The sequence below is a fragment of the Pandoraea apista genome, from assembly GCF_001465595.2.
GTDB classification, from domain to species: Bacteria; Pseudomonadota; Gammaproteobacteria; order Burkholderiales; family Burkholderiaceae; genus Pandoraea; species Pandoraea apista.
Genome location: NZ_CP013481.2, coordinates 853,283 through 876,302, shown reverse-complemented (window position 1 = coordinate 876,302; position 23,020 = coordinate 853,283). Strand labels below are relative to the sequence as shown.

Below are 23,020 nucleotides of genomic sequence, written 5' to 3'. Positions count from 1 at the left end.
TCATGCAAGCACCTGTTCTTTTTTGCTCGAACTCCTTCTGGTCGATCCATAACTTCCGGGGGGGGCCGATTCGGGCATTGCTGGCCGACGGGCATCCGGTCCACGTCGTCGCCCCGGACGACGACTACGCGCCATTGCTGCGCGAAATGGGCTGCACGGTGCACATCATGCCGATGGCATCGAAGGGCCAGAACCCGTTTCAAGATATCGCCCTGACACTGCGCCTGTACCGTCTGTACCGACGAATTCGCCCGGCCGTCTGCTTCCATTACACAATCAAGCCGAACATTTATGGTGCCGTAGCGGCCCGCTGGGCGGGTATTCCGTCGGTCTCCATCACGACAGGCCTGGGCACGGTGTTCATCAACAAGTCATTCATTACCCATGTTGTCCGTGTGTTGTACCGGTATGCATTCCGGCACACGATGGAAAACTGGTTGCTCAACGAGTCGGACTTCGATGCCATGGTCCGAGGCGGACTGGTCGATATCCGCAAAGCGCGCTTGCTTCCCGGAGAAGGCGTCAACCTTAATCATTTCGCCCTGGCTCCGTGGCCCGCCAACGACGGTACGTTCCGATTCCTGCTGATTGCACGGTTGTTGCGGGACAAGGGGGTGTTGGAGTTCGTGGAGGCCGCGCGTGCGCTCAAAGCGTCGATGCCGCACGTTCGATGCCAGTTGCTAGGCCCCGCCGATGTCGAGAATCCGACGGCAATCTCACGAGAACAGGTCGCCGCGTGGGAGCGGGAGGGCCTCGTCGAGTATTTGGGTGTGACACAGGAAGTACGGCCCTTCATCGCGCAATCTCATTGCATCGTGCTGCCATCCTACCGCGAAGGCCTGTCGCGCACGCTACTCGAGGCGAGCGCCATGGGGCGCCCGGTCATCACGACCGACGTTCACGGATGCCGTGAGGTGGTGACCGAAGGAGTCACGGGATGGGTCGTACCGGCGCAGGACTCGACAGCATTGGCAATACGAATGACACAGGTGGCGAGCATGCAGACCCAAGATCTTACGGCGGTCGGGCACGCCGGGCGTGCTAAAGTAGCGCACAATTTCGACGAGCGATTGGTGATTGCCGAGTATCTGAGAATACTCGGCGAGGTCAATGGGGGGCGCCCGCGATACCCGACCCACGTTTAATCGGGATTTAGCGTGCACATCAATCGCACATAAGAACTAAGCAACGCGATTAACTTGTCCGTACTATGCTGAACCTGACATTGGCATTGGTGGTTTCATTTATCACTACGCTGCTCATTGTGCGGTATGCCCATGTGCATGCGCATTTCTCCAGCGACAGCGATACGAAAGGGGTTCAGAAGGTTCATGCCCACCCGGTGCCCCGCATTGGAGGACTGGGCATTATGCTCGGCCTGCTCGTGGCAGCCACGTTTGCAACGTTCAATTATCGTGGCGGACGACTAGAGGAAACCCTGCTGCTTACCGCCTGCGCCGCGCCGGTATTTCTGGGCGGATTCATCGAGGACATTACCAAACGTGTCTCGCCGCGCGTTCGTTTGTTATGCGCGATGGCATCGGCTCTTGTGGCCTATTGGGTGTTGGGCATTCATATCAATCGCATTGGTATCGCACCGATCGATAGCCTTCTGGCGATTCCGTTGATTTCGGTTGCGCTGACCGTTGTGTGTACCGCAGCCATGACGAATGCGATCAATATCATCGATGGCTTTAACGGCCTTGCCGCGATGGTCAGCATATTCATGTTCGCGTCACTTGGCTACGTCGCTTTTCAAGTCGGCGATAGTGTCGTGCTTTCGGCGGCAATGATCATGATTGGCGCCGTTCTCGGTTTTTTCATTTTGAATTATCCGAACGGACTGATTTTCCTGGGGGACGGTGGCGCCTATTTCATTGGGTTCATGCTCGCGGAACTCGCCATATTGCTGGTGATGCGAAACCCGATGGTTTCCCCATGGTATCCGGCACTCATGCTGATTTACCCGATTTTCGAAGTCTGTTTTTCGATCTACCGACGGCGCTTTGTTCGGGGGGTGTCCCCCAGCATGCCGGATGGGGTGCACTTGCACATGCTCATCTACAAGCGCGTACTGCGCTGGGCGGTTGGCTCGAAGGTTGCCGCGCAACTCGCACGGCGCAATTCAATGACGTCGCCGTACCTGTGGGTGCTTTGTCTGTCCGCCGTCGTCCCGGCAACGATCTTCTGGCGACATAGCGCTTTGCTCGCCGCATGTTGTCTCGTGTTCATCGTGGTGTATGTCTGGCTGTATCAGCGAATCGTACGATTCCGCTCGCCGCGGTGGATAATTTTTAAGAAAAAGTAAGACACCTTCCGAATCCTCTCCTCGATAGCCGTATCACCGGCTATCGCACCGCATCATGCTGAGTCTCGCCATCGCTCTCGTCGTGTCGTTTGTCGCGACGCTGCTGATCGTGCGCTACGCGCACGTTCATTCCCGCTTCTCTGGCGATAGCGATGTCGCCGGGGTGCAGAAGTTTCACGTACTCCCGGTGCCGCGCATTGGCGGCGTGGGCATTCTTATGGGACTGCTCGTCGCTGCCGCAGCGCTGGGTATCTCATACCCCAAGGTCTCGCGCGACATCCTGTTGCTCGTCGCCTGCGGGTTGCCCGCCTTCCTCTCCGGCTTCATCGAGGATCTGACCAAGAAGGTCACACCGACGGTCCGCCTCGTCTGCACCGTGTTCGCTGCATTCCTGGCGTGGCTCGTACTCGATATCCATATCACCCGCATCGACATCGGCATGGCCGATCGCGCGCTAATGATTGTCGCCGTGTCGGTACCGCTGACCGTGCTGTGCGTTGCCGGCATGGCCAACGCCATCAACATCATCGACGGCTTCAACGGCCTTGCCGCCATGGTCGCGATGATCATGTTTGCCTCGCTCGGCTATGTCGGGTTTCAGGTGCAGGACCCCGTTGTGCTCACCACGTCGATGATCATGGTGGGCGCCATTCTCGGGTTCTTCATCTTCAACTTCCCCGGCGGCCTGATTTTTCTGGGCGACGGCGGCGCCTATTTCCTCGGCTTCATGCTGGCCGAGATCGCCGTGCTGCTGGTCATGCGCAACCCGCAGGTCTCGCCGTGGTATCCCGCCCTCATGGTGATTTACCCGGCTTTCGAAGTCTGCTTCTCGATCTATCGCAAACGCTTCGTACGCGGTATCTCGCCCGGCATTCCCGATGGCGTGCATTTGCACATGCTTGTCTACAAGCGGCTGATGCGCTGGGCCGCCGGCGCACGTACGGCGAGCGCGCTGACGCAACGCAACTCCTTGACGTCGCCGTACCTTTGGCTGCTATGCTTGTTGGCAGTGATCCCGGCAACGGTTTTCTGGCGACATAGCCTGGTGCTGGCGCTGTGCTGCGTCGCCTTTATGGTGACGTATGTCTGGCTGTATCTGCGCATCGTTCGCTTCAAGGCACCACGCTGGCTGATTTACAAGAAATAAACGACGACGGGGGGTGATGCACCGGAGGTGAATCGCCGCGGCACATGGAATCCCCCGGATCGGAACCACAGACAAGACAGCGCCTCCTAAGCAATGCGTGACATCTATGCCATCGGCGACCTGCAAGGTTGCCAGACGTCGTTTGAACAACTGCTCGCACGCCTGCCCGAGGACGCGGATCTCTGGCTCGCGGGCGATCTCATCAATCGCGGCCCGCGTTCGCTCGACACGCTGCGTCAGGTCATTGCGCTGGGCAATCGCGCGACGGCCATCCTCGGCAATCACGATCTGCATCTGCTGGCCGTGGCGGCGGGTGTGCGTCAGGCCCACGGCAGCGACACTATCGACGATATTCTCAACGCTCCCGACCGCGATGCCCTTATCGACTGGGTCCGCCATCGACCACTCGCGCACCTCGCGCATGGCCATCTGATGGTGCATGCCGGCGTGCTACCCCAATGGGATGCCACGCAAGTCATTACGCTCGCACGCGATGTCGAGACTCAATTGCGCGGCCCGGCGTGGAAAACGTTCCTCTCGCGGATGTTCGGCAACCAGCCCGATCAGTGGCAGGAAGGGCTCATCGACGAGGACCGGCAGCGTCTCACGATCAACGCGCTGACTCGCATGCGCTTCTGCACCGCAGACGGGCGCATCGACTTCAAGATCAAGGAAGGCGCCGATGCGGCCACGACCGAACTGAAGCCATGGTTCGAATTGCCGGGCCGTCGCACAGCCGATGTCACAGTCGTCTTTGGTCACTGGTCGGCGCTCGGTCTGGTCATGCGCGAGAACGTCCTCGGCCTCGATACGGGCTGCGTCTGGGGCGGCAAATTGACGGCGGTGAAGCTCGCCAGCTCCCCAGCCAAGCGCGAGCTGATTCAGATCGATTGCCCGCAGATTCGCGACCCATTCGCACTGGCTGACGGCAAGAAGCGCGCCAAAATGAAGAAGGCCGATAAGGCCGAAGATGCCTTTGAGGCTGCCAAAGCCGAGAAGATCGGCAAGAGCGCACGCAAGCCGGACAAAGCCGATAAGCCCGCGAAGGCCGATAAGCTGGATAAAGCCGAACGAGGCGACAAGATGGATAAGGTCGACAGAGCGGGGAAACGCAAAGGCGAATGAGGTCGGGGGTTGCGCCCGTCTGCGCGACGCCTCCCAACAAAAAACGGCGCCATTCAGGCGCCGTTTTTTTTTGCGGTCGTACCGCGTATCGCCGCGCGTCAGACCTGAACCGCCTGTGCCGCATCGCCCTCTTCGTCGCTCAGCACGGAATCGCGCGAGCCGACCGAACCGCTTTGCGGCAACACCGCCTCCGGCAAAAAGCCCTGCAACGCGTCGCCGACCGCCTTCTGCGCGCCCAGCGCGAACTCACGTCGATGTTGCCCTTCCTGCGGATACTGCGGCTCGCCAACCGACAGTCGCACCGTCATCGGCGGTGCGCGCAGAATCATGTCGATGGACTCGATCAGACTCATCTCGCCAATGTAAGCCGGGGCCATTGTGTGCCGCCCGCTCGAGGCATCGGTGTAGAACAGGCACAGCGGCTGCACAGGCTTGCCGGTGCTCACCGGGGCTTGTAACAGATTGGCGTGGAACGGCAGCAGGCTGCGTCCGTCCGTCGTTGTGCCTTCGGGGAAAACCGTGATGATGTCGCCGTCGCGCAGGCAATCGGACAGGTAATGCATGATGCGGCGCGCATCGGCACGACGCTCGCGTTGCAGGAAGATCGTGCGCGTCTGTACGCATAGCCAGCCGACCAGCGGCCAGTGGCGAATTTCGGCCTTCGCGACAAAGCGCACCGGTTGCCACGCATTGATCGCGAAGATGTCGATCCAGGACACGTGGTTGCACAGCAGCATGACGCCACTGTCGGGCAACGCGGCATGTTGATCGACCTCAAGACGCATGCCGCACAGCTTCAGCAGCTTCTGCGACCATGCACGAATGCGGCGGTGCTTCGCCGCTTCGTTCAGAAACGGGAAGAGCAGCAGCGCAGTCAACAGGCCGCGAGAGAGGTGCAGGCCGAGGCGGAGTTTTTTGATCAAGAGCACGGCAATCGCATCCTAAACGGCGAGGGTTTCGTGCGCCACGTGGCCACCGACCAACGTGAGGCATACGCGCCCCGGCAATTCGTATCCCAGGAACGGGGTGTTATGACCGGCGCTACGTAAATGCTGCGCGGCAACCGTCCAGTGCGCCGACGGCGCAAATACGCAGACATCGGCGGGCTGGCCCGGGGCGAGACGGCCGGCGCCCGGCGCGACATGTGCGAGCCGCTGAGCCGGCGCATGCGTCACGCGTGCCAGCGCGTCGACCAACGGCACGCGCGACTCGTCTGCCCACTTCAGCACCAGCGAAAGCAATAGCTCCAGCCCGCTCGCCCCAGGCGTGGCGTCCGCAAACGGTACCAGACGGGCATCGGCAGCGAGCGGCGTATGGTCCGAGCATAAGGCATCGATCGTACCGTCGCGCGCCGCTTCCCGAATGGCCTCACGGTCGCGCTGGGCCCGCAGCGGTGGATCAAGCCGGTACTGGGCATCAAAATAACCGATATCCATGTCCGTCAGATGGAGGTGATGCGCGGCAACGTCGCACGTCACCGGCAACCCTTCAGCCTTTGCCGCACGTACAATCGCCAACCCTGCGGCAGACGACAAGCGGCACAGATGCACCCGCGTGCCGGTCACCCGCACGAGTTCAAGAATTGTGTGGAGCGCGATCGTCTCGGCGACCACCGGAATCCCGGCCAGACCAAGACGCGACGCCACGGCCCCACTCGCGGCCACGCCACCCGCAGCCAGCGCGGCGTCCTGCGCACGTAGCCATACCGTCAGACCAAACGTGCCCGCGTATTGCAGCGCGTGCAAGAACGTGCGGTTATCGGTCATCGGCGCATTGGCCTGCGAAAGCCCTACGCAGCCCGCCTGCGTCAATCGCGCCATTTCCGTCAGTTCACGGCCCGCGAGGCCGACGCTCAACGCGCCCAGCGGGTGGACCTGCACAAGATGTGTGGCGCGAGCGCGCAATTGCAACATCTCGACAAGGTCGGGCTTGTCCAGCACGGGATCGGCATCGGGCGGACAAACCACGCGCGTTACACCACCGGCCAGCGCCGCTGCCGCTTCACTGGCCACCGTCACGCGGCGCGCGGCGAGATCCACCAGCCCCGGCATGACGACCAGCCCCGTCGCATCGAACGTGCGCTCTGCGGTGAAATCGGCGGGCATCTCGCCCAGCGAAGCGATGTTGCCTTCGGCAATGAAGACGTCCTGAACCCGGTCGGTTCGCGTCGCAGGATCGATGACGCGGCCACCCTTCAGATGCAGTTTCATGGCGTCGCCTACCCGTGGTTTGCGGCGACGATACTCATCACCGCCATGCGCACGGCAATGCCGAACGACACTTGTTCGAGAATGACCGACTGCGGGCCGTCTGCGACAGACGAATCGATCTCCACGCCCCGGTTCATCGGCCCCGGGTGCATGACGATGGCATCGGGCCTGGCCAAGGCAAGACGCTCCGGCGTCAGGCCGTAATACTTGAAATACTCAGCGGCCGAGGGCAACAGCGCGCCGTTCATTCGCTCGTTCTGCAAGCGCAACATGATCACGACGTCCACGCCGCGAAGCCCTTCGTCCATGTCGTGGAACACGCGCACGCCGAGTTGCTCAAGGCCGGTGGGCAAGAGCGTACGCGGACCGATGGCGCGCACTTCCGGCACGCCAAGCGTGGTGAGCGCGTGAATATCTGAACGCGCCACCCGCGAATGCAGAATGTCCCCAACAATCGCGACCGTCAGGTTCTGGAATTCACCCTTGTGATGGCGAATGGTGTACATGTCGAGCAGGCCCTGCGTAGGGTGCGCATGACGTCCATCGCCTGCGTTGATGACATGCACATGCGGCGCGCAATGCTCCGCAATCAGATACGGCGCCCCCGACTGCGCGTGACGCACGACGAACAGATCCGCATGCATGGCCGACAGGTTGCCGATCGTATCCAGCAATGTCTCGCCCTTGCTCGTCGACGACGCAGTGATATTCAGATTCAGCACATCGGCCGACAAGCGCGCTGCCGCGATCTCAAACGTCGTTCGCGTACGGGTGGAATTCTCGAAGAACAGATTGAAGACCGACTTGCCGCTGAGCAACGGCACCTTTTTGACGTCGGCATCGTTCACGCCAACGAACTGCGTGGCAGTGTCGAGAATGTGCGTCAGCACGGCGCGCGGTAACCCCTCCACTGTTAGCAAGTGCTTCAGTTCACCGTGGCGATTGAGTTGGGGATGGCCGCGCCGGCCGAGGATTCCGTTAGCCATACAGGGCAGACGCCTTGCCGACACAGCGTAATGCGGCGTCGCGCAGAAAACTGCCGGACATGACGCCGGCCGAAAGGTCAGGCTGGCACATGCTCGTCGAAATACTGTTGGAGGATGATGCGAGCAGCTTCGGCGTCGAGCGATGTCTTCTGGGACACCTTCACGCCCGCCTCGGCCAACGCCGCCGCAGCGGCGACCGACGAGTAGCGCTCGTCCACCCACACGACGGGCACGTCGAATCGTCCGTTGAGTTGATTTCCGAAGCGCTTGGCTTGCTGGGTCATCGCGTGCGGAGTGCCGTCGGGGTGACAGGGCAGCCCGACAACGATCAGTTCGGGTTGCCATTCCGCAATGAGCTTGCCGGTCTCGGCGAACCGGACTTCGCGATTGAGATTGGCAAGCACGGTGAGTGCGCGGGCTTCGCGCAGCATGAGATTGCCGATCGCCACGCCGATCCGGCGCTCGCCGTAATCGAAGGCGAGTACCGTGGCACTGCCAGCCGTCATGCGTGACCTGCGTCGGCGGAGAGCATCGACGACGTAACGCCCAGCAGCGCCAGTGCGGCGTCGAAGCGCTCGGCCGGCGGCACATCGAACACGATGCCCGGGTCAGCGGCGACGGTCAGCCAGCCATTGCGGCCGATTTCGTCTTCGAGTTGCCCCGCACTCCAGCCCGAGTGCCCGAGCGTGAGCAGGAAGCGGCTCGGCCCTTGCCCGTTGGCCACGGCTTCGAGCACGTCTTTCGATGTCGTCATCTCGAGGCCGCCCGGCACCGATAGCGACGAGCTATACGACGTGCCGGTGGCTTCGTGCAGCACGAAGCCACGCTCGGTCTGCACCGGACCGCCGAAAAATACCGGCTGGTGCGCCAGGGGATCGATTTCCAGCTTCAGGTCGAGACGCTCGAACAACGATTGCAGATCGATGTCGGTCGGACGATTGATGACGAGCCCGATCGCGCCCTTTTCGCTGTGCTCGCACAGGTACACGACGGTGCCGGAAAACGTCGGATCGGCCATGCCCGGCATGGCGATGAGAAACTGATTCGTGAGATTGATACGGTCGTTCGGCATAGGGCCAAAGTTTATCGGAACCTGTTTGACGGTCTGCCGCCCGGTGTCGCACGCCGCAGCAGGGGCATGGCCCCCGAGCGGGCTCGCAGCACCTGCCTGCGGCCGGTCAGCGGACGAACTATTTCCGCATCTTGGTACGGCGATCGGCCGCCAAAGGCGGCCTTTTCGCCGACTTTATCACGGAACGTCGCGCCCGGTGACGAGCCGCTGCCCGAACACGCTGGCGTCGAGCGCGCGCTCTCGCCACATCGCCATGTCGGCAATCAGATCAGGCCGCGATTCGGGATACGTGTCGGCCGCGAACTGGTGAAGCATGCCGCGCAACGCCTTGACGGTCATCGCCAGCGCCGCCGGACCGCCCGGCTCTGCTGGCGGCGAAACCGCTAGCCGCTCGCCCGTTGCAGCCACCGCCGCCGCGAGCCGCGCCACCGGCGCCAGCCCAATCGCCGCGGAGTATTCCGCGACTTTCGCCGCCACCGCCGGATCGTTCAGATTCGGAAGCGCCTCATCGGCAAGGCTGAGGAACGTCTGGCAAACGTCCTGCCGCACCGCCAACGGCCCGATACGCAGCCAGTCGCGCGAGCTGTTGCCCACGCCCTGCTTCTGCGCCGCTTGGGCGGCGTCGGCCAATGGCTCAGGCAGATGGCCGGGTCGGCGCAGCACGCCAAAATCGGCCAGCAGCGTGCCCAGCCAGCTATCCGGGGCCTGTGCATGCCACGTGGCGAGGGCCTCGAGCAGATCGTGCCCGGGCACCGCCTCGCCCGCCCCCTTTGTGCCCGCCCCCGCAGTTGCGGTCGATGCGCTCTGGGCGTCGCCCGGCGCGCTCGGACGAGTCAATTGCTTGCGCAGCGCCAGATTCATTCGCCCGATCTGGCGCTTATCGGCCAGACTCAGCGGAGCGCGCGCGAATCGCAGCCACGCGGCGGCCAGACGCCAGTAATCAAGCGGTGCCGTCGCCCCCGCCCGGTGGAGATCGGCCGCGAGATCGGCCAGTTGTGCCAGCGCGGCCGTCGTGTCGGTCGCGTCAGCATCAGGGCGCAGCAGGCGCAGCAGAACCCGCTCGACGTCAGCACGCAGCGGAGCGGTCCCGACAGGCAACCCATGAAGTCGCGGGTGGGCCACCACCCACCCCGCCATCCGAAGTTCGCCCGGCGACGGCGCACCCGACCAGTTCTCGGACGCAGTCGCCGTATCGACGGATGCGGATTTGGGTGCGGCAGCGGGGCTCACCCCTGCCTGCCAGATGTCGCGCTCGAACTGGCGTAGCGCATTGCGCTGCGCGTCCTGACCGCCCGGCTGGCCATAGGCCGCCTCGGCTATCGCCTGAACAAGGCGCTCGCCGTGCAGCGCCCAGTCTGCGTGGCCGCTCGACTGGAGCAGACGATTGGCCCGTCGCAACGGCCCTAGCGCGGCGGCCGGGCCGTCCGACCAGGCGTCGGACGCCTCGGTCAGTGCCTCGGCCACCTCGGGCAGGCGCCACAAGGGGGTCGTATCACGCGTATCGCGGGTCTCGCGCGCGGCGGTTCCGGGGCTGTTGATGGTGGTGTCGGAAGGCGTTTGCGGCGTCACCATAGGCCATCTCCTGGCCGTGTGGCCGGTCTTCGTGAATTCGGGCGGAAAATTCGCTGCGTCACCTGCCGGACGAATCGCCGGACGGATCGTCGAGCGCCGCGCCGTGCAGACGGCTTAACGGCGTTCGCAGACATCGGAGAACGCAGCGAACACGCGGGGATCTCGGAGAAACAGGCGGCTGGGCCGCCCATCCTCAGATCTGCACCATCTCGAAGTCTTCCTTGCGCGCGCCGCACTCGGGGCAGGTCCAGTTGATGGGTACGTCGTCCCAGCGCGTGCCAGGGGCAATGCCCTCGTCGGGCAAACCCGCCTCTTCGTCATAAATCCAACCGCAAATGAGGCACATCCAGCTCTTGTATTCCATTCTTTCTTCAGCGACGAGCGTTCCGTTACAATGGCTTGTCAACCGCTTCGGGTCCCGCCGGCAGAGATGCAGTGCGGTGTTGTGGGAACCCTGCCGGGATATTGTCCGGACAGGTGTTGCCCACGGCGCTTTTCAGCGCCCCGAAACGGGCATTTAAGGCGTGATGGTACCAACGAACCCAAGGCCTGACCAGATCGCCGTCTATCCTGCTTCCATGCACACTGAATCCCCTCCCATTCTCCTGACCTTCGGGCTCTCCGATCCGACTTCGGCAACGGGCGTTCAGGCCGACCTGCTGACCTTCGCCAGCATGGGCGGCTACGGCGTGTCGGTGCTGACCGGCTACTCTTCTCAAGACTCGCGTGCTTGCGACGAAGTGCAGCCGATCGACCCGGACTGGATCGCCGATCAGGCACGCATGCTGCTCGAAGATATGCCGGTCGCCGCCTTCAAGGTCGGCAGCGCCATCAACGCCGAAAATGTCGCAGCGATTGCGGAAATCGTAGCCGATTACGACGAAACGCCCCTGGTGGTGGCGCCCGATTTCGGACTGGCCGGCGAGCATCTGCTCTCGGCCGACGAATTGCGCGAGGCGACGGCCAGTCTGCTCGTGCCGCAGGCTAGTGTGCTCGTGGTGAGCCCGGCCAGCGCCGTCGCTCTGGCGCAGACGGTTACGGAGAACGAGAATATCTCGCTCGACGACGCGGTCTCCATCCTGCTGGAAAACGGTTGCGAGTTCATTCTGGTGAGCGACAGCAACGCGCCGCAATTCACGCACACGCTCTACGCCGATGGCGGCATCGTGCGCGAAGACGCCTGGGATCGCCCTCCGCACAACGTAGCGGGCGCCATGGACACGCTGGCGGCAGCTGTCACGGCCATGCTCGCCAACGGTCTTGCCGTGCCCGAGGCGGTCCGCGAAGCACAGGAGTATTTACAACAGGTGCTGGAGAATGCGTTCCGTCCGGGCATGGGGCGCCACTTCCCCGACCGGTTCTTCTGGGCACGCAGCGAAGAGGCCGAGCAGGAGAACGCCCCCCCCCGAAGGCTGAACCCATCGATGGGAAGTGCCGCAAAACAAACGCCCGCGAACATCGCGGGCGTTTGTTTGTGACTACGCGCAACGCGCCGTCGACGGGACTACGACAGTTCGCGCGCCTTGCCTTGCGGCGACACCATCGCGTCGTCGTCGGCATCGCCTTTCGGGCGTCCCCACACACCGATCACACGCTTGACGAACGGTGCCAGATCATCACCCTGCGCTCGCAACATGCGAACCAATGCGGCGTACTGCCCTTCGAAAATCGCCGAGTTGTAGTTCTTCAAACGGCGAATGTCTTCCAGGGCCTCGTCGTCGCGCCCTGCGAGGGCCAGCAGCACGATGTAACGCTTGATCATCGTTGGCCCGGCGCCGAGCGCCAGCGCTTCGCGGTGGGCCGCCAGTTTTTCGTCGAGTTGATCCCGGTTAAGGAACAACGCCCCCGTGACCGCGTAGTCGCCGTAGAGTGCAAAAAAGAGCGCCGGATCGGTGCGATACGTGTCGATCTTGCCGGCGCGATACGCCACTTCGACACGCTGATAGTCCTGAAAAAGCCAGGGAATCGCCACGCACGCGAATAGCAGGATCACACCATTGATCGCGCCGGTCGCTGTCGACGAAACGCTGTCGATCTGCTTCGTCTCACAAAAACCCAGCAGGAACAACGCAGGCAACAGGAAGAACGCGTAGTGCTGCGGATACTCCAGCATGGCATGGATGGCGAGCATGCCGAGCAAAACGAACGCGAGCGCGATCGGCGGCGTCTTGATGCCGCGCACGGCGCGCGCAAACCAGAACGCCAGCGGCACCAGCACCGCCAACGTGCCGACAATGCCCGTCTTCGCAAGCAGGTCGAGCAGCACGTTGTGGGCATTGTCGGCCATCTCGACCGGGCCGAGCTTATCGACGAGGGCAAATTGAGCGTCGATGTAATTCGACCATCCGGCCCCCAGCCACCAGTGCTCGCGGAAGATAGCCAGACCGTACTCCCACAGATTCAGCCGCCCGGTCACCTGACCGGCCTGCTGCATGCGAGCCACGGCGCTGCCATCGAGCTGCAATCCCCAGGCCGCGTTCGCCCAGCCGACCAGCATCGTCATCAACGCGAGCAACGGCAAGATCGCAACCGGCACGAACCAGCGCGTGGACCGGCGCATGTTGCGCGTTGGCTCAGTGCGCTCTCCCCATACGAGCCACAAGCCCGATGCCGAGAGCAGCGCGAGTTGCAGCCACGGCGTGCGCGACCCGGTCAGGCAGATCCCGATATCGAACGCGGCGCACGCAACCAGCCAAAGCCACGCGGGCAGCTTGCGCAGATACCAGAGATAGAAAGCCCCCGCGCTGGCGAGCGACAAATACGTCGCCAGATGATTCGGCTGATACATGTTGCCGAACAGCCGCCGTGCGACCGTCACCGAATACTTGGCCACCAGCCACGGCACGTTGCCTTCCAGATGGAACGCCTGCAAGACCTGTGCACCCACCGCATACAGCCCGCCCAGCGTGAGCGCTACAGCACTCCATCGCATGAGGACATTGCGCCAGCCCAGTTGCGCGAGCCAGAAGCCTGCGTTCACCGCCACGATCATGGCCACGCCGTAGAGCAACGCCGTCATCATCAGTTGCGGCAGCTCGGTCGCCATCGTGGCCCGCTGCACGAGGATGACCGCCACGAACGCCAGCGGCATCCAGGTCACGCGCGGCATGCGAAGCACCCGTCCGTCGCGTTGCCACACGGCAATCATTGCGAGCAAGCCGAGCACACCGAAGAGCGAAAACGTCAGCGCTTCCGAATAGAACGTGGAAATCGGGTATGTGTGCTTGACGAGGTTATAGGGCAAGGCCCAGATCAAGGCTACCGTGAGCCCGATCATCGAAAGTAGCAGAGGAGGAAACAAGATCGCCGCCGTGCAGTGCACCGGTTGGAAGATGCGCAAGCATAACGAAAAATGGCCGCCCGGGGGCAGCCATTTCATGCCTGACGCACGTGAATACGCCGTCAACGAATCCGCATTCGCCGCAGGCCGTGTCGTGTGACGAAATGCGACACGCTACGACCCTGCGCGAACCGGATTCAGTTCCCCTTGGCCGCCGCGCCGCGGCACTCCTGCGGTGCCAGCTTGGCCGGCAAGGTCGCCCCATTCGGCGCACCTTCACGGCCCTGGGCGTAGCACGTCCACACGATCTGGCCTTCCGGCGCCTTGCCCGGCGCCAACACTTTGGAGACACCATCCGCACCGGCGCTCGTGGGCACCAGCACGAGGGCACCGTCGCCCGCGCGTTGCGTGTAGGCGACCGTGACGTTGCCGCTTACGGAGTCGATGCTCACCGAGTTGACATTGTCAGTCGCGCTCGGCGCCTGCCAGCCGCTGTTGAACGGCGCGCCATGCATGGCATTCTCGCTCACGAGTGCCTTGGCCGAGGCAGCAACGCCCAACCCTTCGACCACGCGTGCGCGCACCAGATAATTCTGCAGATACGGAACCCCTGCCGTGACCAACACGCCGATAATCGCCAGCACGATCATCAGCTCGATCAGGGTAAAACCCCGGGATTTGGCGATACCGGTAGTCCGGTGGCCGAAACGACGCATTGTGTAACTCCCTGCGAAAACAATGAAAACAAAAGGGACATCGGGGGGAAGTGGGCGGAGTATGCCACAGCCCCAACGGCAAACGCCCTGCCGCAGATCAAAATCGGGCGGAGCCGTACGGGTGGGAGAATCGTCCTAATCCAAGGCAGGACGATTCGTCCGATCGGGGAGCAATTCTCCCGGGAAAGTCACCAGCGACCAAGAACGGCAGTCCCGGCAATGGACTCGATTATTCCGAAGAGGTTGCACGCAATTGACGTGCCTCGCTACGGCGCTTGAGTATGAGCCCCAGCACTACGACCAGCACGGCGCCGATACCGGACGCCAAGTAGTGTGTGTAGTCGGCGGCAGCCCCCGGCAGGCGCAACAAGTGCCCGATGCCCGGGTCAGAGACGATCAGGCCGCCCGCAATCCAGCCGAGCAGTGCAGCGCCCGCCATGACGATAAACGGAAACCGGTCGAGGGCCTTGAGCACCAGTTGCGAGCCCCAGACAATAAGCGGAATGCTCACGAGCAGACCGAAGATCACAAGCGGCAGTTGATGATGATCGGCAGCTCCTTCTGCCGCACCGGCAATCGCGATCACGTTATCGATGCTCATCACCAGATCGGCCACGATGATGGTCTTGATGGCGGTCCAGAGCTTGTCGGCCGGCTTTACGCTGTCATGAGCGTCTTGGTCGGGTACCAGCAGCTTGGTGCCGATCCAGAGCAATAGCAGGCCACCCAGTGCCTTGAGATACGGCACCGCAAGCAGCGTCACGGCGAACGCGATCAGAATCACGCGCAACACGATGGCGCCCACCGTTCCCCACATGATTCCCTGCAACCGTTGCTTGGCCGGCAGGTTGCGGCAGGCGAGCGCGATCACCACGGCATTGTCGCCACCCAGCAGGATGTCGATCATGATGATCTGCAGGACCGCGGCCCAGTTCAGCTCGGCAAAAAACGCAAGCATGGCGGGAATATCCTCGGGAACGAATAAGACGAGTCAAACGAATGACTTAGGAAACGCAATAGCAAAAAAGGGAGCCCGATGCTCCGAGCTCCCTTTTTCCTGACCGATTACACAGCCGCCGGTTCCAGCGGCCGCGATGCGGTCATCCGGCGGGAATTACAGCGCAGCCTTGAGCAGGCGGCCCATTTCCGACGGATTACGGGTCACCTTGATACCGCAGGCGTCCATGATTTCCAGCTTGGCTTCGGCGGTATCGGCACCGCCCGAGATCAGCGCGCCGGCGTGGCCCATGCGCTTGCCCGGGGGCGCCGTCACGCCTGCGATGAAGCCGACGACCGGCTTCTTCATGTTGCCCTTGATCCACTCGGCGGCCGTCGCTTCGTCCGGGCCACCGATTTCACCGATCATGATCACGGCGTCCGTATCCGGATCGTCGTTGAACATCTGCATGACGTCGATGTGCTTCAGACCGTTGATCGGGTCGCCACCGATACCAACGGCGGTCGACTGGCCCAGACCCAGCGCGGTCAGCTGACCCACGGCTTCGTACGTCAGGGTGCCCGAACGCGACACCACGCCGATACGACCCTTCTTGTGGATGTGACCCGGCATGATGCCGATCTTCAGTTCGTCCGGCGTGATCACGCCCGGGCAGTTCGGGCCGAGCAGCAGGGTCTTGCGACCTTCGCGACGCATACGGTCCTTCACTTCGATCATGTCACGAACGGGGATACCTTCCGTGATACAGATCGCCAGATCCAGGTCGGCCTCGACGGCTTCCCAGATCGCGGCGGCCGCGCCTGCGGGCGGCACGTAGATCACCGACACGGTCGCGCCGGTCTGTTGCTTGGCGTCCTTGACCGAACCGAAAATGGGAATGCCCTCGAAGTCTTCGCCAGCCTTCTTCGGGTTCACGCCAGCGACGAACGCGTTCTTGCCGTTCGCGTATTCGCGGCACATGCGGGTATGGAACTGGCCGGTTTTGCCAGTGATACCCTGGGTGATGACCTTTGTATCTTTGTTGATCAGAATCGACATTGCTTGATTTCCTTCATCCGGTTGCCGGGCAGCATTCGCGCAACCCCTGAGGGCGGCACGCCGCTGCGGCTTCGACTGTTCTGGTTACTTGCCTGCGGCAGCCGCGACAACCTTCTGGGCAGCTTCTTCCATGCTGTCCGCAGAGATGATCGGCAGGCCGGATTCGGCGAGCATCTTCTTGCCCAGGTCCTCGTTCGTGCCCTTCATGCGCACGACCAGCGGCACCTTCAGCGAGACGGCCTTCGAGGCTGCGATCACGCCTTCGGCGATCACATCGCAACGCATGATGCCGCCGAAGATGTTGACCAGAATGGCGGTCAGGTTCGGGTTCTTCAGCATGATCTTGAACGCTTCGGTGACCTTCTCGGTCGTGGCGCCACCGCCCACGTCCAGGAAGTTTGCCGGCTCGCCGCCGAACAGCTTGATGGTGTCCATCGTGGCCATGGCCAGACCGGCACCGTTCACCAGACAACCGATGTTGCCGTCGAGCGAGATGTAAGCCAGATCGAACTTCGAGGCTTCGACTTCAGCCGGGTCTTCTTCGTCCAGGTCGCGGTACGCAACGATTTCCGGGTGACGGAACAGGGCGTTCGAATCGAAGTTGAACTTGGCGTCCAGGGCGGTGACCGTGCCGTTGCTGCTCACGTTCAGCGGGTTGATTTCGGCCAGCGAGGCGTCCGTTTCCCAGAAGGCCTTGTACAGACCTTGCAGAATCGTGCGGGCTTGCGAGATCGAAGCATCGGGAATGCCGATCTTCTTGGCCAGATCGTCGGCTTGCGCGTCGGTCAGACCAACGGACGGCTCAACGATGACCTTGTGGATCAGTTCCGGGTGCTTTTCGGCGACTTCTTCGATGTCCATGCCGCCTTCGCTCGAACCCATCAGCACGATCTTTTGCGAGATGCGGTCGACCACCAGGCTGACGTACAGTTCGTTCTTGATGTCGGCGCCTTCTTCGATCAGCAGGCGATTGACCTTCTGACCTTCCGGACCGGTCTGGTGCGTGACCAGTTGCATGCCGAGGATCTGGCTGGCGTATTCGCGCACTTGCTCGATCGACTTGGCAACCTTCACGCCGCCGCCCTTACCGCGACCGCCTGCGTGAATCTGGGCCTTGACCACCCAAACCGGACCGCCGAGTTCTTCGGCTGCCTTCACGGCCTCGTCCACGGAAAACGCCGGAATGCCGCGGGGCACCGCGACTCCGAATTTTCGGAGGATTTCCTTGCCTTGATACTCATGAATCTTCATGCGTGATTCCCTTCTTGCTGAGTTGGAAGTTTGGGTTCGAGCTTGCGAGTCGAGGCACCATCGCGCACCGCTTCTGTTGTGGCGGGCGTCGTGGGCTCGTTCGCTCGATCGTTTGCGCGGCCGTTGAACCAGCGCGGGTAAAACCGGCGCACTGCCTCGCCATCAAACCGCAAGGCGTGACAATGTCCGAGTTGGAAAGGAGGTACCGAAGTCTCGGCATCGTTGGCGGCCTTGAGCGCTGTATCGGGGGTATGAATCACCACCCCGGCAAAGGCCTGAATCGCTGCCGTAGGCAGGACACTGCAAAGTTCTGTCAGATGGGTACAACCTGCCGCGCCGCCAAGGCGCTCGCGAACCGCGTGCCGAAAGCCGCGTCGCAGGTTAAGACCGATCAACTGACGGTATTCGGTGCCGATCTGATCGCAAATGCCAGGATAGGGCACCCAGTCGGAAACGGCCTCGGCATCATGCACCTCGAAATTCTCATCGATCGTCAACCGCAGCCAAAGCTCGTGAATTGGCGTCCCTTCCTTGCGAAGGCCCGTCGCCAATGCAAAATCCCGATCCTTATGATCGGTTAGACGGGCTTCGATGTCCCATAGGCCATCCTCGCGCGAATACGCTTCGACAGCGATCGTGCGGCGGTGACGCAGGGTACGAGAGGCAGGCTCAGAGAGCGGCATGCGAGAGTGTGCAATGCATGAACGCAGAAAGATCTTGATTCTAGCATAGGCCACGGCACACTCTGCCGCAGCGCAGCAGAACCCCGCTGCATAAGGCCTCATTACCCGACCCATCGGTCGGGTTATCGAAATCTCGACATCGACGGACGCATGGTGCGATGCCATATCGCGATAACCGTGGCGCGACGCGTCACGCGAGATTCATCGTCTTGTCACTCCAGCATTCATGCGGGTTGCCCGTTGGGTGGCAACGTCGTCGCTTTAACGATGAATGACTGCACATCCATCACGAAAGTGATGCAACGTGCGTTAAAAATCGTCCGAAAATTCGTCGGCACCACGTACGATTTTGCTGATAACGGTACGTGAAAAACCGCGCGAAGCGAGAAAGCGCATCTGCTTGGCACGCGCTTCGGGCGTGGTGGCGACCTCGCCGAACTTCTTTTGCCATACGGCACGGGCACGCGCCAGTTCCGTACTCCGCAACTGTTCCGAGAGGGCCGCGACTGTCTCGGCGTCGACCTGATGTTGTTTGAGTTCGTTGACGATACGTGTCGTGCCCATACGCGATGCACGCCGGTTCACCACACTTTCCGCAAACCGTTCGTTGGACAGCCAACGCTCTTGCTCAAGACTGTCGAGCACGCGATCGAGCGCTTCGGGGTCCTCGGCATCGGCGAACGGCACGAGCTTGCGGCGCAGCTCAGTCCGGCTGTATTCCCGACGCGCAAGATAAGAGAGCGCACGCGCCTTGAGGCTGAGCACGGGCTTGCGCGATCGCTTGACCGAAACGGCCTCGTCCCCCGGTGGGGGCGGCGGTACCTCCGGGTCTCGGGGAGGACGGCGATTGATCATGACGTCATCGTGGCGCAATCAGGACTGAACTAGAAAACAAAAACGGCAACGCGACGCCGCAAGGCTTCGCGTTGCCGTTCCGAAGCGGAGGCTATCAGGCCTCGTCTTGTTCTTCGATCTCGCCGGTCTCGTTGATCGCCGTCACGCCGAGCGATGCACGCACCTTGTTTTCGATCTCGTGGGCAATCTCCGGATTTTCACGCAGGAACTCACGCGCGTTGTCCTTGCCCTGACCGATCTTTTCACCGTTGTAGCTGTACCAGGCGCCGGCTTTTTCGACGATCTTGGCGTTCACGCCCAGATCGATGATTTCGCCTTCGCGCGAGATCCCCTGACCGTACAAGATATCGAAGATGGCTTCGCGGAACGGCGGCGAGACCTTGTTCTTGACGACCTTGACGCGGGTTTCGTTACCGACGACCTCGTCACCCTTCTTGATCGAACCGATACGGCGAATGTCCAGACGCACCGACGAGTAGAACTTCAGCGCATTGCCGCCCGTCGTGGTTTCCGGATTGCCGAACATCACACCGATCTTCATACGAATCTGGTTGATGAAGATCACCGTGCTGTTCGTACGCTTGATGGTGCCAGTCAGCTTACGCAGAGCCTGAGACATCAGACGTGCTTGCAGACCCGGCAACGAATCGCCCATCTCACCTTCGATTTCGGCCTTCGGCACCAGCGCCGCGACCGAGTCGATGATGATGAGGTCGATCGAGCCCGAGCGCACCAGCGCATCGGCGATTTCCAACGCCTGCTCGCCCGTGTCCGGCTGCGAGATCAGCAGATCCGGCACCGAGACGCCCAACTTGCTTGCGTATCCGACGTCGAGGGCGTGCTCTGCGTCGATGAACGCGCAGGTGCCGCCGATTTTCTGCATTTCAGCCACGACTTGCAGCGTCAGCGTGGTCTTACCCGACGATTCCGGTCCGTAGATTTCGATCACGCGGCCGCGCGGCAGGCCACCCACGCCAAGCGCGATGTCCAGGCCCAGCGAGCCGGTCGAGACGACCTGGATGTCCGCTTCGACCTCGCCGTCGCCCAGACGCATGATCGAGCCCTTGCCGAATTGCTTTTCGATCTGCGCGAGGGCGGCGGCAAGCGCCTTGCCTTTCTCGGCCGACAGATTGGCAGACCCTTTCTTGCTTTCTTCCATGAATCGTCCTTTGATATGATGAGCGAGACGGCTCGAGTGAGGCGTGAATGCCAGTACTGTATAAAAAACCAGTGCTCTTTGCAAGTGCCTGTTGTCCGAAAGCGCCGAAACGACAAAAAAAGCCGCGAACCACGCGCCGCAACATCACAGGAGACACACCGCTGCCGTCAGGCGACGGTGCCTACACAAGCCTATCACGCCCATGCGAATTCTCATCGCAGAGGATGACAGCATTCTGGCTGACGCCCTGACCCGCTCGCTGCGTCAGGGGGGCTACGCCGTCGATCACGTCAAGACGGGGCTTGAAGCCGACTCCGCGCTCTCCGCCCAGACGTTCGATCTGCTGATTCTCGACCTCGGTTTGCCACGCCTGCCCGGTCACGAAGTTCTGCGCCGGCTGCGCGCCCGTAATTCCCATCTGCCCGTATTGATTCTGACGGCATCCGACAGCGTCGATGCCCGCGTTAAGGGTCTCGATCTCGGCGCAGACGACTACATGGCCAAGCCCTTCGCGCTGGCCGAACTCGAAGCCCGCGTGCGTGCGTTGACCCGGCGAGGCGCGGGCGGCGGCTCCACGGTCATTCGCCACGGACCGCTCAGTTTCGATCAGGTCGGACGCACCGCCTACATCAACGAGCAAATGCTCGACCTGTCTGCCCGTGAACTCGAATTGCTCGAAGTCCTGCTGCTGCGTACCGGCCGGCTGGTCTCCAAGGAGCAACTCGTCGATCATCTGTGCGGTTGGGGTGAAGAGGTCAGCAACAACGCCATCGAGGTGTACATGCATCGGCTGCGCAAGAAGATCGAGCCCAGCGGCGTACGCATCGCCACGATCCGTGGGTTGGGGTATTGTCTGGAGAAGCCGGCCGCCGCGCCCGCCAACGCGGCCTAGTGCGTCGCTTGCGGCGTCAGCCGTTCCAGCCTCTTTAGTCTTCCCGTCCGATGCGTCTGAGCTTTCGCCACCACCATCGCGCCACCCTAGCGGACCCGGACGCCTCGTCTCCTCCAGTGCAGTCGGCAGACGGCGTGTCCGCAAGACGCGGCGCCGACACGTCCAACGCACCCAACGCGGCCGCCTCGCCGACCGACGACACCGACCCGTTCGATCCCTACGCCGATCCTTTCGTGCGACCGGGCTTCGGCGCGCCGCTCGAGCGCGAGGCCGAGCCGCCGCCGCGCTCGCTTTTCGGCGAGATCCTCGACTGGATGCTCGCGCCGCTGCTGCTGCTCTGGCCGATGAGCATTGCCGTGACGTATCTCGTCGCGAAATCGATTGCCAACGGCCCGTTCGACCGGGCGCTCGAGACCAATACTTACGTGCTCGCCCAGCAAGTGCACTCGGATCGTGGACAAGTCACGTTGACACTCCCCATGCCCGCGCGCGATCTGCTGCGCGCCGACGCCACCGACAGCGTCTACTTCCAGGTACTCGGGGCGAAGGGGGAACTGGTGGCCGGCACGGCGGAACTCCCCTTGCCGCATGAAGATGATCGCCCGCAGCCGGGTGTCGTGCAGTTTCGAGACGAAAGCGTCGGCGGCAACGACATCCGCGTCGCGTTCACCTATGTCGATCTGCCCCGCATAGCGCCGCCGGGCAGCATGGCGCTCGTGCAGGTTGCAGAGACACTCGACAAGCGCAGTCAACTGGCGAACGAAATCATCAAAGGCGTGATCCTGCCGCAGTTTGTGATTCTGCCGCTGGCCATCATCCTCGTATGGTTCGGTCTGTCGCGCGGTCTCGCGCCGCTGCATGCCTTGCAGGAACACATTCGCGCCCGACGCCCCGACGATCTGTCACCGCTCGAAGCGCGACAGGCGCCGCCGGAGATCGCGCCGCTCGTGGGCTCGCTGAACGATCTGCTCGGACGGCTCGAACAGAACATGAAGCTCCAGCAGCGCTTTATCGCCGACGCCGCTCACCAGCTCAAGACACCGCTGGCCGGACTGCGCATGCAAGCGGAACTCGCCTTGCGTCAGACATCTCCTGACGAACTACGCCGTTCGCTCTCGCAAATCGCGGTGAGTTCCGAACAGGCGGCGCGTCTCGTCAATCAGTTGCTGGCGCTGGCCCGTGCAGAGAACAGCGCGAACGACGCCGCCGCCTTCACGCCGGTCAACCTCAGCGTGCTCGCCCGCAGTGCCATGCAGGACTGGTTCCAGGCGGCCTTCGCCAAACGGATCGACCTTGGCTTCGAGGAGCCGCCGTTCCCGGTGCATCTGTCGGGCCAACCGGTGATGCTGCGCGAACTGCTCAACAATCTGATCGACAACGCGATCCGCTACACGCCACCGGGCGGCAAAGTCACGGTTCGCCTGCGGCACGAGGCGTCGGACGGCTTCATCCATCTCGAGGTGGAAGACACGGGACCGGGCATTCCGGCAGCGGAGCGTCCGCGCGTGTTCGAGCGCTTCTATCGCATTCTCGGCAGCGACAGCGATGGCAGCGGTCTGGGGCTGGCCATCGTGCGTGAGATCGTTCAGATTCATCGGGGCGATGTAAGCGTGCTCGACCATGTCGACGCCCAGCACCCCGAAGCAACCGGCACGCTCATCCGGGTGACATTCCCGCTCGCAGACGCGCCTATCGAAAACCCGCATGCATGACGAAAACACGCGAAACGCGGTCGATTTCATACCAAAGTCGAGGGTAAGTCCCTAGC

Annotated in this window: 22 protein-coding genes; 7 read left to right on the top strand and 15 right to left on the bottom strand. The window is 62.3% G+C overall.

Going from position 1 to position 23,020, the window contains the following annotated elements:
• The first annotated feature begins 2 nt into the window (after window positions 1–2).
• From AT395_RS04020 to AT395_RS04005, 4 genes are all read left to right on the top strand, one after another.
• Complete coding sequence (locus AT395_RS04020; protein ID WP_042112987.1) at window positions 3–1,145, top strand: glycosyltransferase family 4 protein; 1,143 nt, start codon at window positions 3–5, stop codon at window positions 1,143–1,145.
• A gap of 65 nt (window positions 1,146–1,210) precedes the next feature.
• Window positions 1,211–2,308, top strand: coding sequence for an MraY family glycosyltransferase (locus AT395_RS04015; protein ID WP_048628000.1), 1,098 nt, complete (start codon window positions 1,211–1,213; stop codon window positions 2,306–2,308).
• Window positions 2,309–2,363: 55 nt separating this feature from the next.
• Window positions 2,364–3,455, top strand: coding sequence for an MraY family glycosyltransferase (locus AT395_RS04010; RefSeq protein WP_042112989.1), 1,092 nt, complete (start codon window positions 2,364–2,366; stop codon window positions 3,453–3,455).
• A 93-nt stretch (window positions 3,456–3,548) separates the two neighbouring features.
• On the top strand, window positions 3,549–4,580 hold the full coding sequence (locus AT395_RS04005) for a symmetrical bis(5'-nucleosyl)-tetraphosphatase (RefSeq protein ID WP_048628001.1): 1,032 nt from the start codon (window positions 3,549–3,551) through the stop codon (window positions 4,578–4,580).
• Between the two features lie 98 nt (window positions 4,581–4,678).
• Here the strand turns inward: AT395_RS04005 and AT395_RS04000 are convergent, their stop codons facing one another.
• From AT395_RS04000 to AT395_RS03970, 7 genes are all read right to left on the bottom strand, one after another.
• Entirely contained in the window at window positions 4,679–5,509 is an 831-nt protein-coding gene (locus tag AT395_RS04000; protein ID WP_042112993.1) for a lysophospholipid acyltransferase family protein, read from the bottom strand.
• A 12-nt stretch (window positions 5,510–5,521) separates the two neighbouring features.
• Window positions 5,522–6,790: a dihydroorotase gene (locus AT395_RS03995; protein WP_048628002.1), complete on the bottom strand. Its 1,269-nt coding sequence runs from the start codon at window positions 6,788–6,790 to the stop codon at window positions 5,522–5,524.
• A gap of 8 nt (window positions 6,791–6,798) precedes the next feature.
• Window positions 6,799–7,776 carry an aspartate carbamoyltransferase catalytic subunit gene (locus AT395_RS03990; protein WP_042112996.1) on the bottom strand — a complete coding sequence of 326 codons (978 nt, stop codon included), beginning with the start codon at window positions 7,774–7,776 and terminating at the stop codon, window positions 6,799–6,801.
• Window positions 7,777–7,853: 77 nt separating this feature from the next.
• Window positions 7,854–8,282: a Holliday junction resolvase RuvX gene (gene ruvX, locus AT395_RS03985; protein ID WP_010804065.1), complete on the bottom strand. Its 429-nt coding sequence runs from the start codon at window positions 8,280–8,282 to the stop codon at window positions 7,854–7,856.
• On the bottom strand, window positions 8,279–8,848 hold the full coding sequence (locus tag AT395_RS03980) for a YqgE/AlgH family protein (RefSeq protein WP_042112997.1): 570 nt from the start codon (window positions 8,846–8,848) through the stop codon (window positions 8,279–8,281). The genes ruvX and AT395_RS03980 overlap by 4 nt, the downstream gene beginning before the upstream one ends.
• A 177-nt stretch (window positions 8,849–9,025) precedes the next feature.
• A complete protein-coding gene (locus AT395_RS03975) occupies window positions 9,026–10,420 on the bottom strand; it encodes a hypothetical protein (RefSeq protein WP_048628003.1) in 1,395 nt (464 codons plus the stop codon).
• 193 nt (window positions 10,421–10,613) lie between these two features.
• Window positions 10,614–10,784 (bottom strand): rubredoxin, encoded by a 171-nt coding sequence (locus AT395_RS03970; RefSeq protein WP_039370930.1) that lies wholly within the window; start codon window positions 10,782–10,784, stop codon window positions 10,614–10,616.
• 214 nt (window positions 10,785–10,998) lie between these two features.
• On the opposite strand from AT395_RS03970, the gene thiD reads away from it, so the two are divergent.
• A complete protein-coding gene (thiD, locus tag AT395_RS03965) occupies window positions 10,999–11,898 on the top strand; it encodes a bifunctional hydroxymethylpyrimidine kinase/phosphomethylpyrimidine kinase (protein ID WP_048628004.1) in 900 nt (299 codons plus the stop codon).
• A 26-nt stretch (window positions 11,899–11,924) separates the two neighbouring features.
• Here thiD and AT395_RS03960 read toward each other — a convergent pair whose 3' ends face one another.
• From AT395_RS03960 to recA, 8 genes are all read right to left on the bottom strand, one after another.
• On the bottom strand, window positions 11,925–13,721 hold the full coding sequence (locus AT395_RS03960; protein ID WP_167370715.1) for an O-antigen ligase family protein: 1,797 nt from the start codon (window positions 13,719–13,721) through the stop codon (window positions 11,925–11,927).
• Between the two features lie 176 nt (window positions 13,722–13,897).
• Window positions 13,898–14,416: a pilin gene (locus AT395_RS03955; protein WP_042113002.1), complete on the bottom strand. Its 519-nt coding sequence runs from the start codon at window positions 14,414–14,416 to the stop codon at window positions 13,898–13,900.
• 229 nt (window positions 14,417–14,645) lie between these two features.
• Entirely contained in the window at window positions 14,646–15,374 is a 729-nt protein-coding gene (locus tag AT395_RS03950; RefSeq protein WP_042113004.1) for a TerC family protein, read from the bottom strand.
• Window positions 15,375–15,530: 156 nt separating this feature from the next.
• Window positions 15,531–16,412, bottom strand: a complete 882-nt coding sequence (gene sucD, locus AT395_RS03945; protein ID WP_042113006.1) for a succinate--CoA ligase subunit alpha — start codon at window positions 16,410–16,412, stop codon at window positions 15,531–15,533.
• Window positions 16,413–16,496: 84 nt separating this feature from the next.
• The gene (sucC, locus tag AT395_RS03940; protein ID WP_042113009.1) at window positions 16,497–17,663 is read right to left on the bottom strand and encodes an ADP-forming succinate--CoA ligase subunit beta; all 1,167 of its coding nucleotides are present in this window, start codon (window positions 17,661–17,663) and stop codon (window positions 16,497–16,499) included.
• Complete coding sequence (locus AT395_RS03935) at window positions 17,660–18,346, bottom strand: DUF2889 domain-containing protein (protein ID WP_042113010.1); 687 nt, start codon at window positions 18,344–18,346, stop codon at window positions 17,660–17,662. The genes sucC and AT395_RS03935 overlap by 4 nt, the downstream gene beginning before the upstream one ends.
• Before the next feature lie 309 nt (window positions 18,347–18,655).
• Entirely contained in the window at window positions 18,656–19,201 is a 546-nt protein-coding gene (gene recX, locus AT395_RS03930; protein ID WP_048628006.1) for a recombination regulator RecX, read from the bottom strand.
• A gap of 94 nt (window positions 19,202–19,295) precedes the next feature.
• Window positions 19,296–20,360, bottom strand: a complete 1,065-nt coding sequence (gene recA, locus AT395_RS03925; protein ID WP_042113011.1) for a recombinase RecA — start codon at window positions 20,358–20,360, stop codon at window positions 19,296–19,298.
• A gap of 202 nt (window positions 20,361–20,562) precedes the next feature.
• On the opposite strand from recA, the gene AT395_RS03920 reads away from it, so the two are divergent.
• Together AT395_RS03920 and AT395_RS03915 are read left to right on the top strand one after the other, a co-directional pair.
• Window positions 20,563–21,252, top strand: coding sequence for a response regulator transcription factor (locus AT395_RS03920; RefSeq protein WP_039393077.1), 690 nt, complete (start codon window positions 20,563–20,565; stop codon window positions 21,250–21,252).
• A gap of 50 nt (window positions 21,253–21,302) precedes the next feature.
• Complete coding sequence (locus AT395_RS03915; protein ID WP_156219660.1) at window positions 21,303–22,964, top strand: sensor histidine kinase; 1,662 nt, start codon at window positions 21,303–21,305, stop codon at window positions 22,962–22,964.
• The last annotated feature ends 56 nt before the right edge of the window (window positions 22,965–23,020 follow it).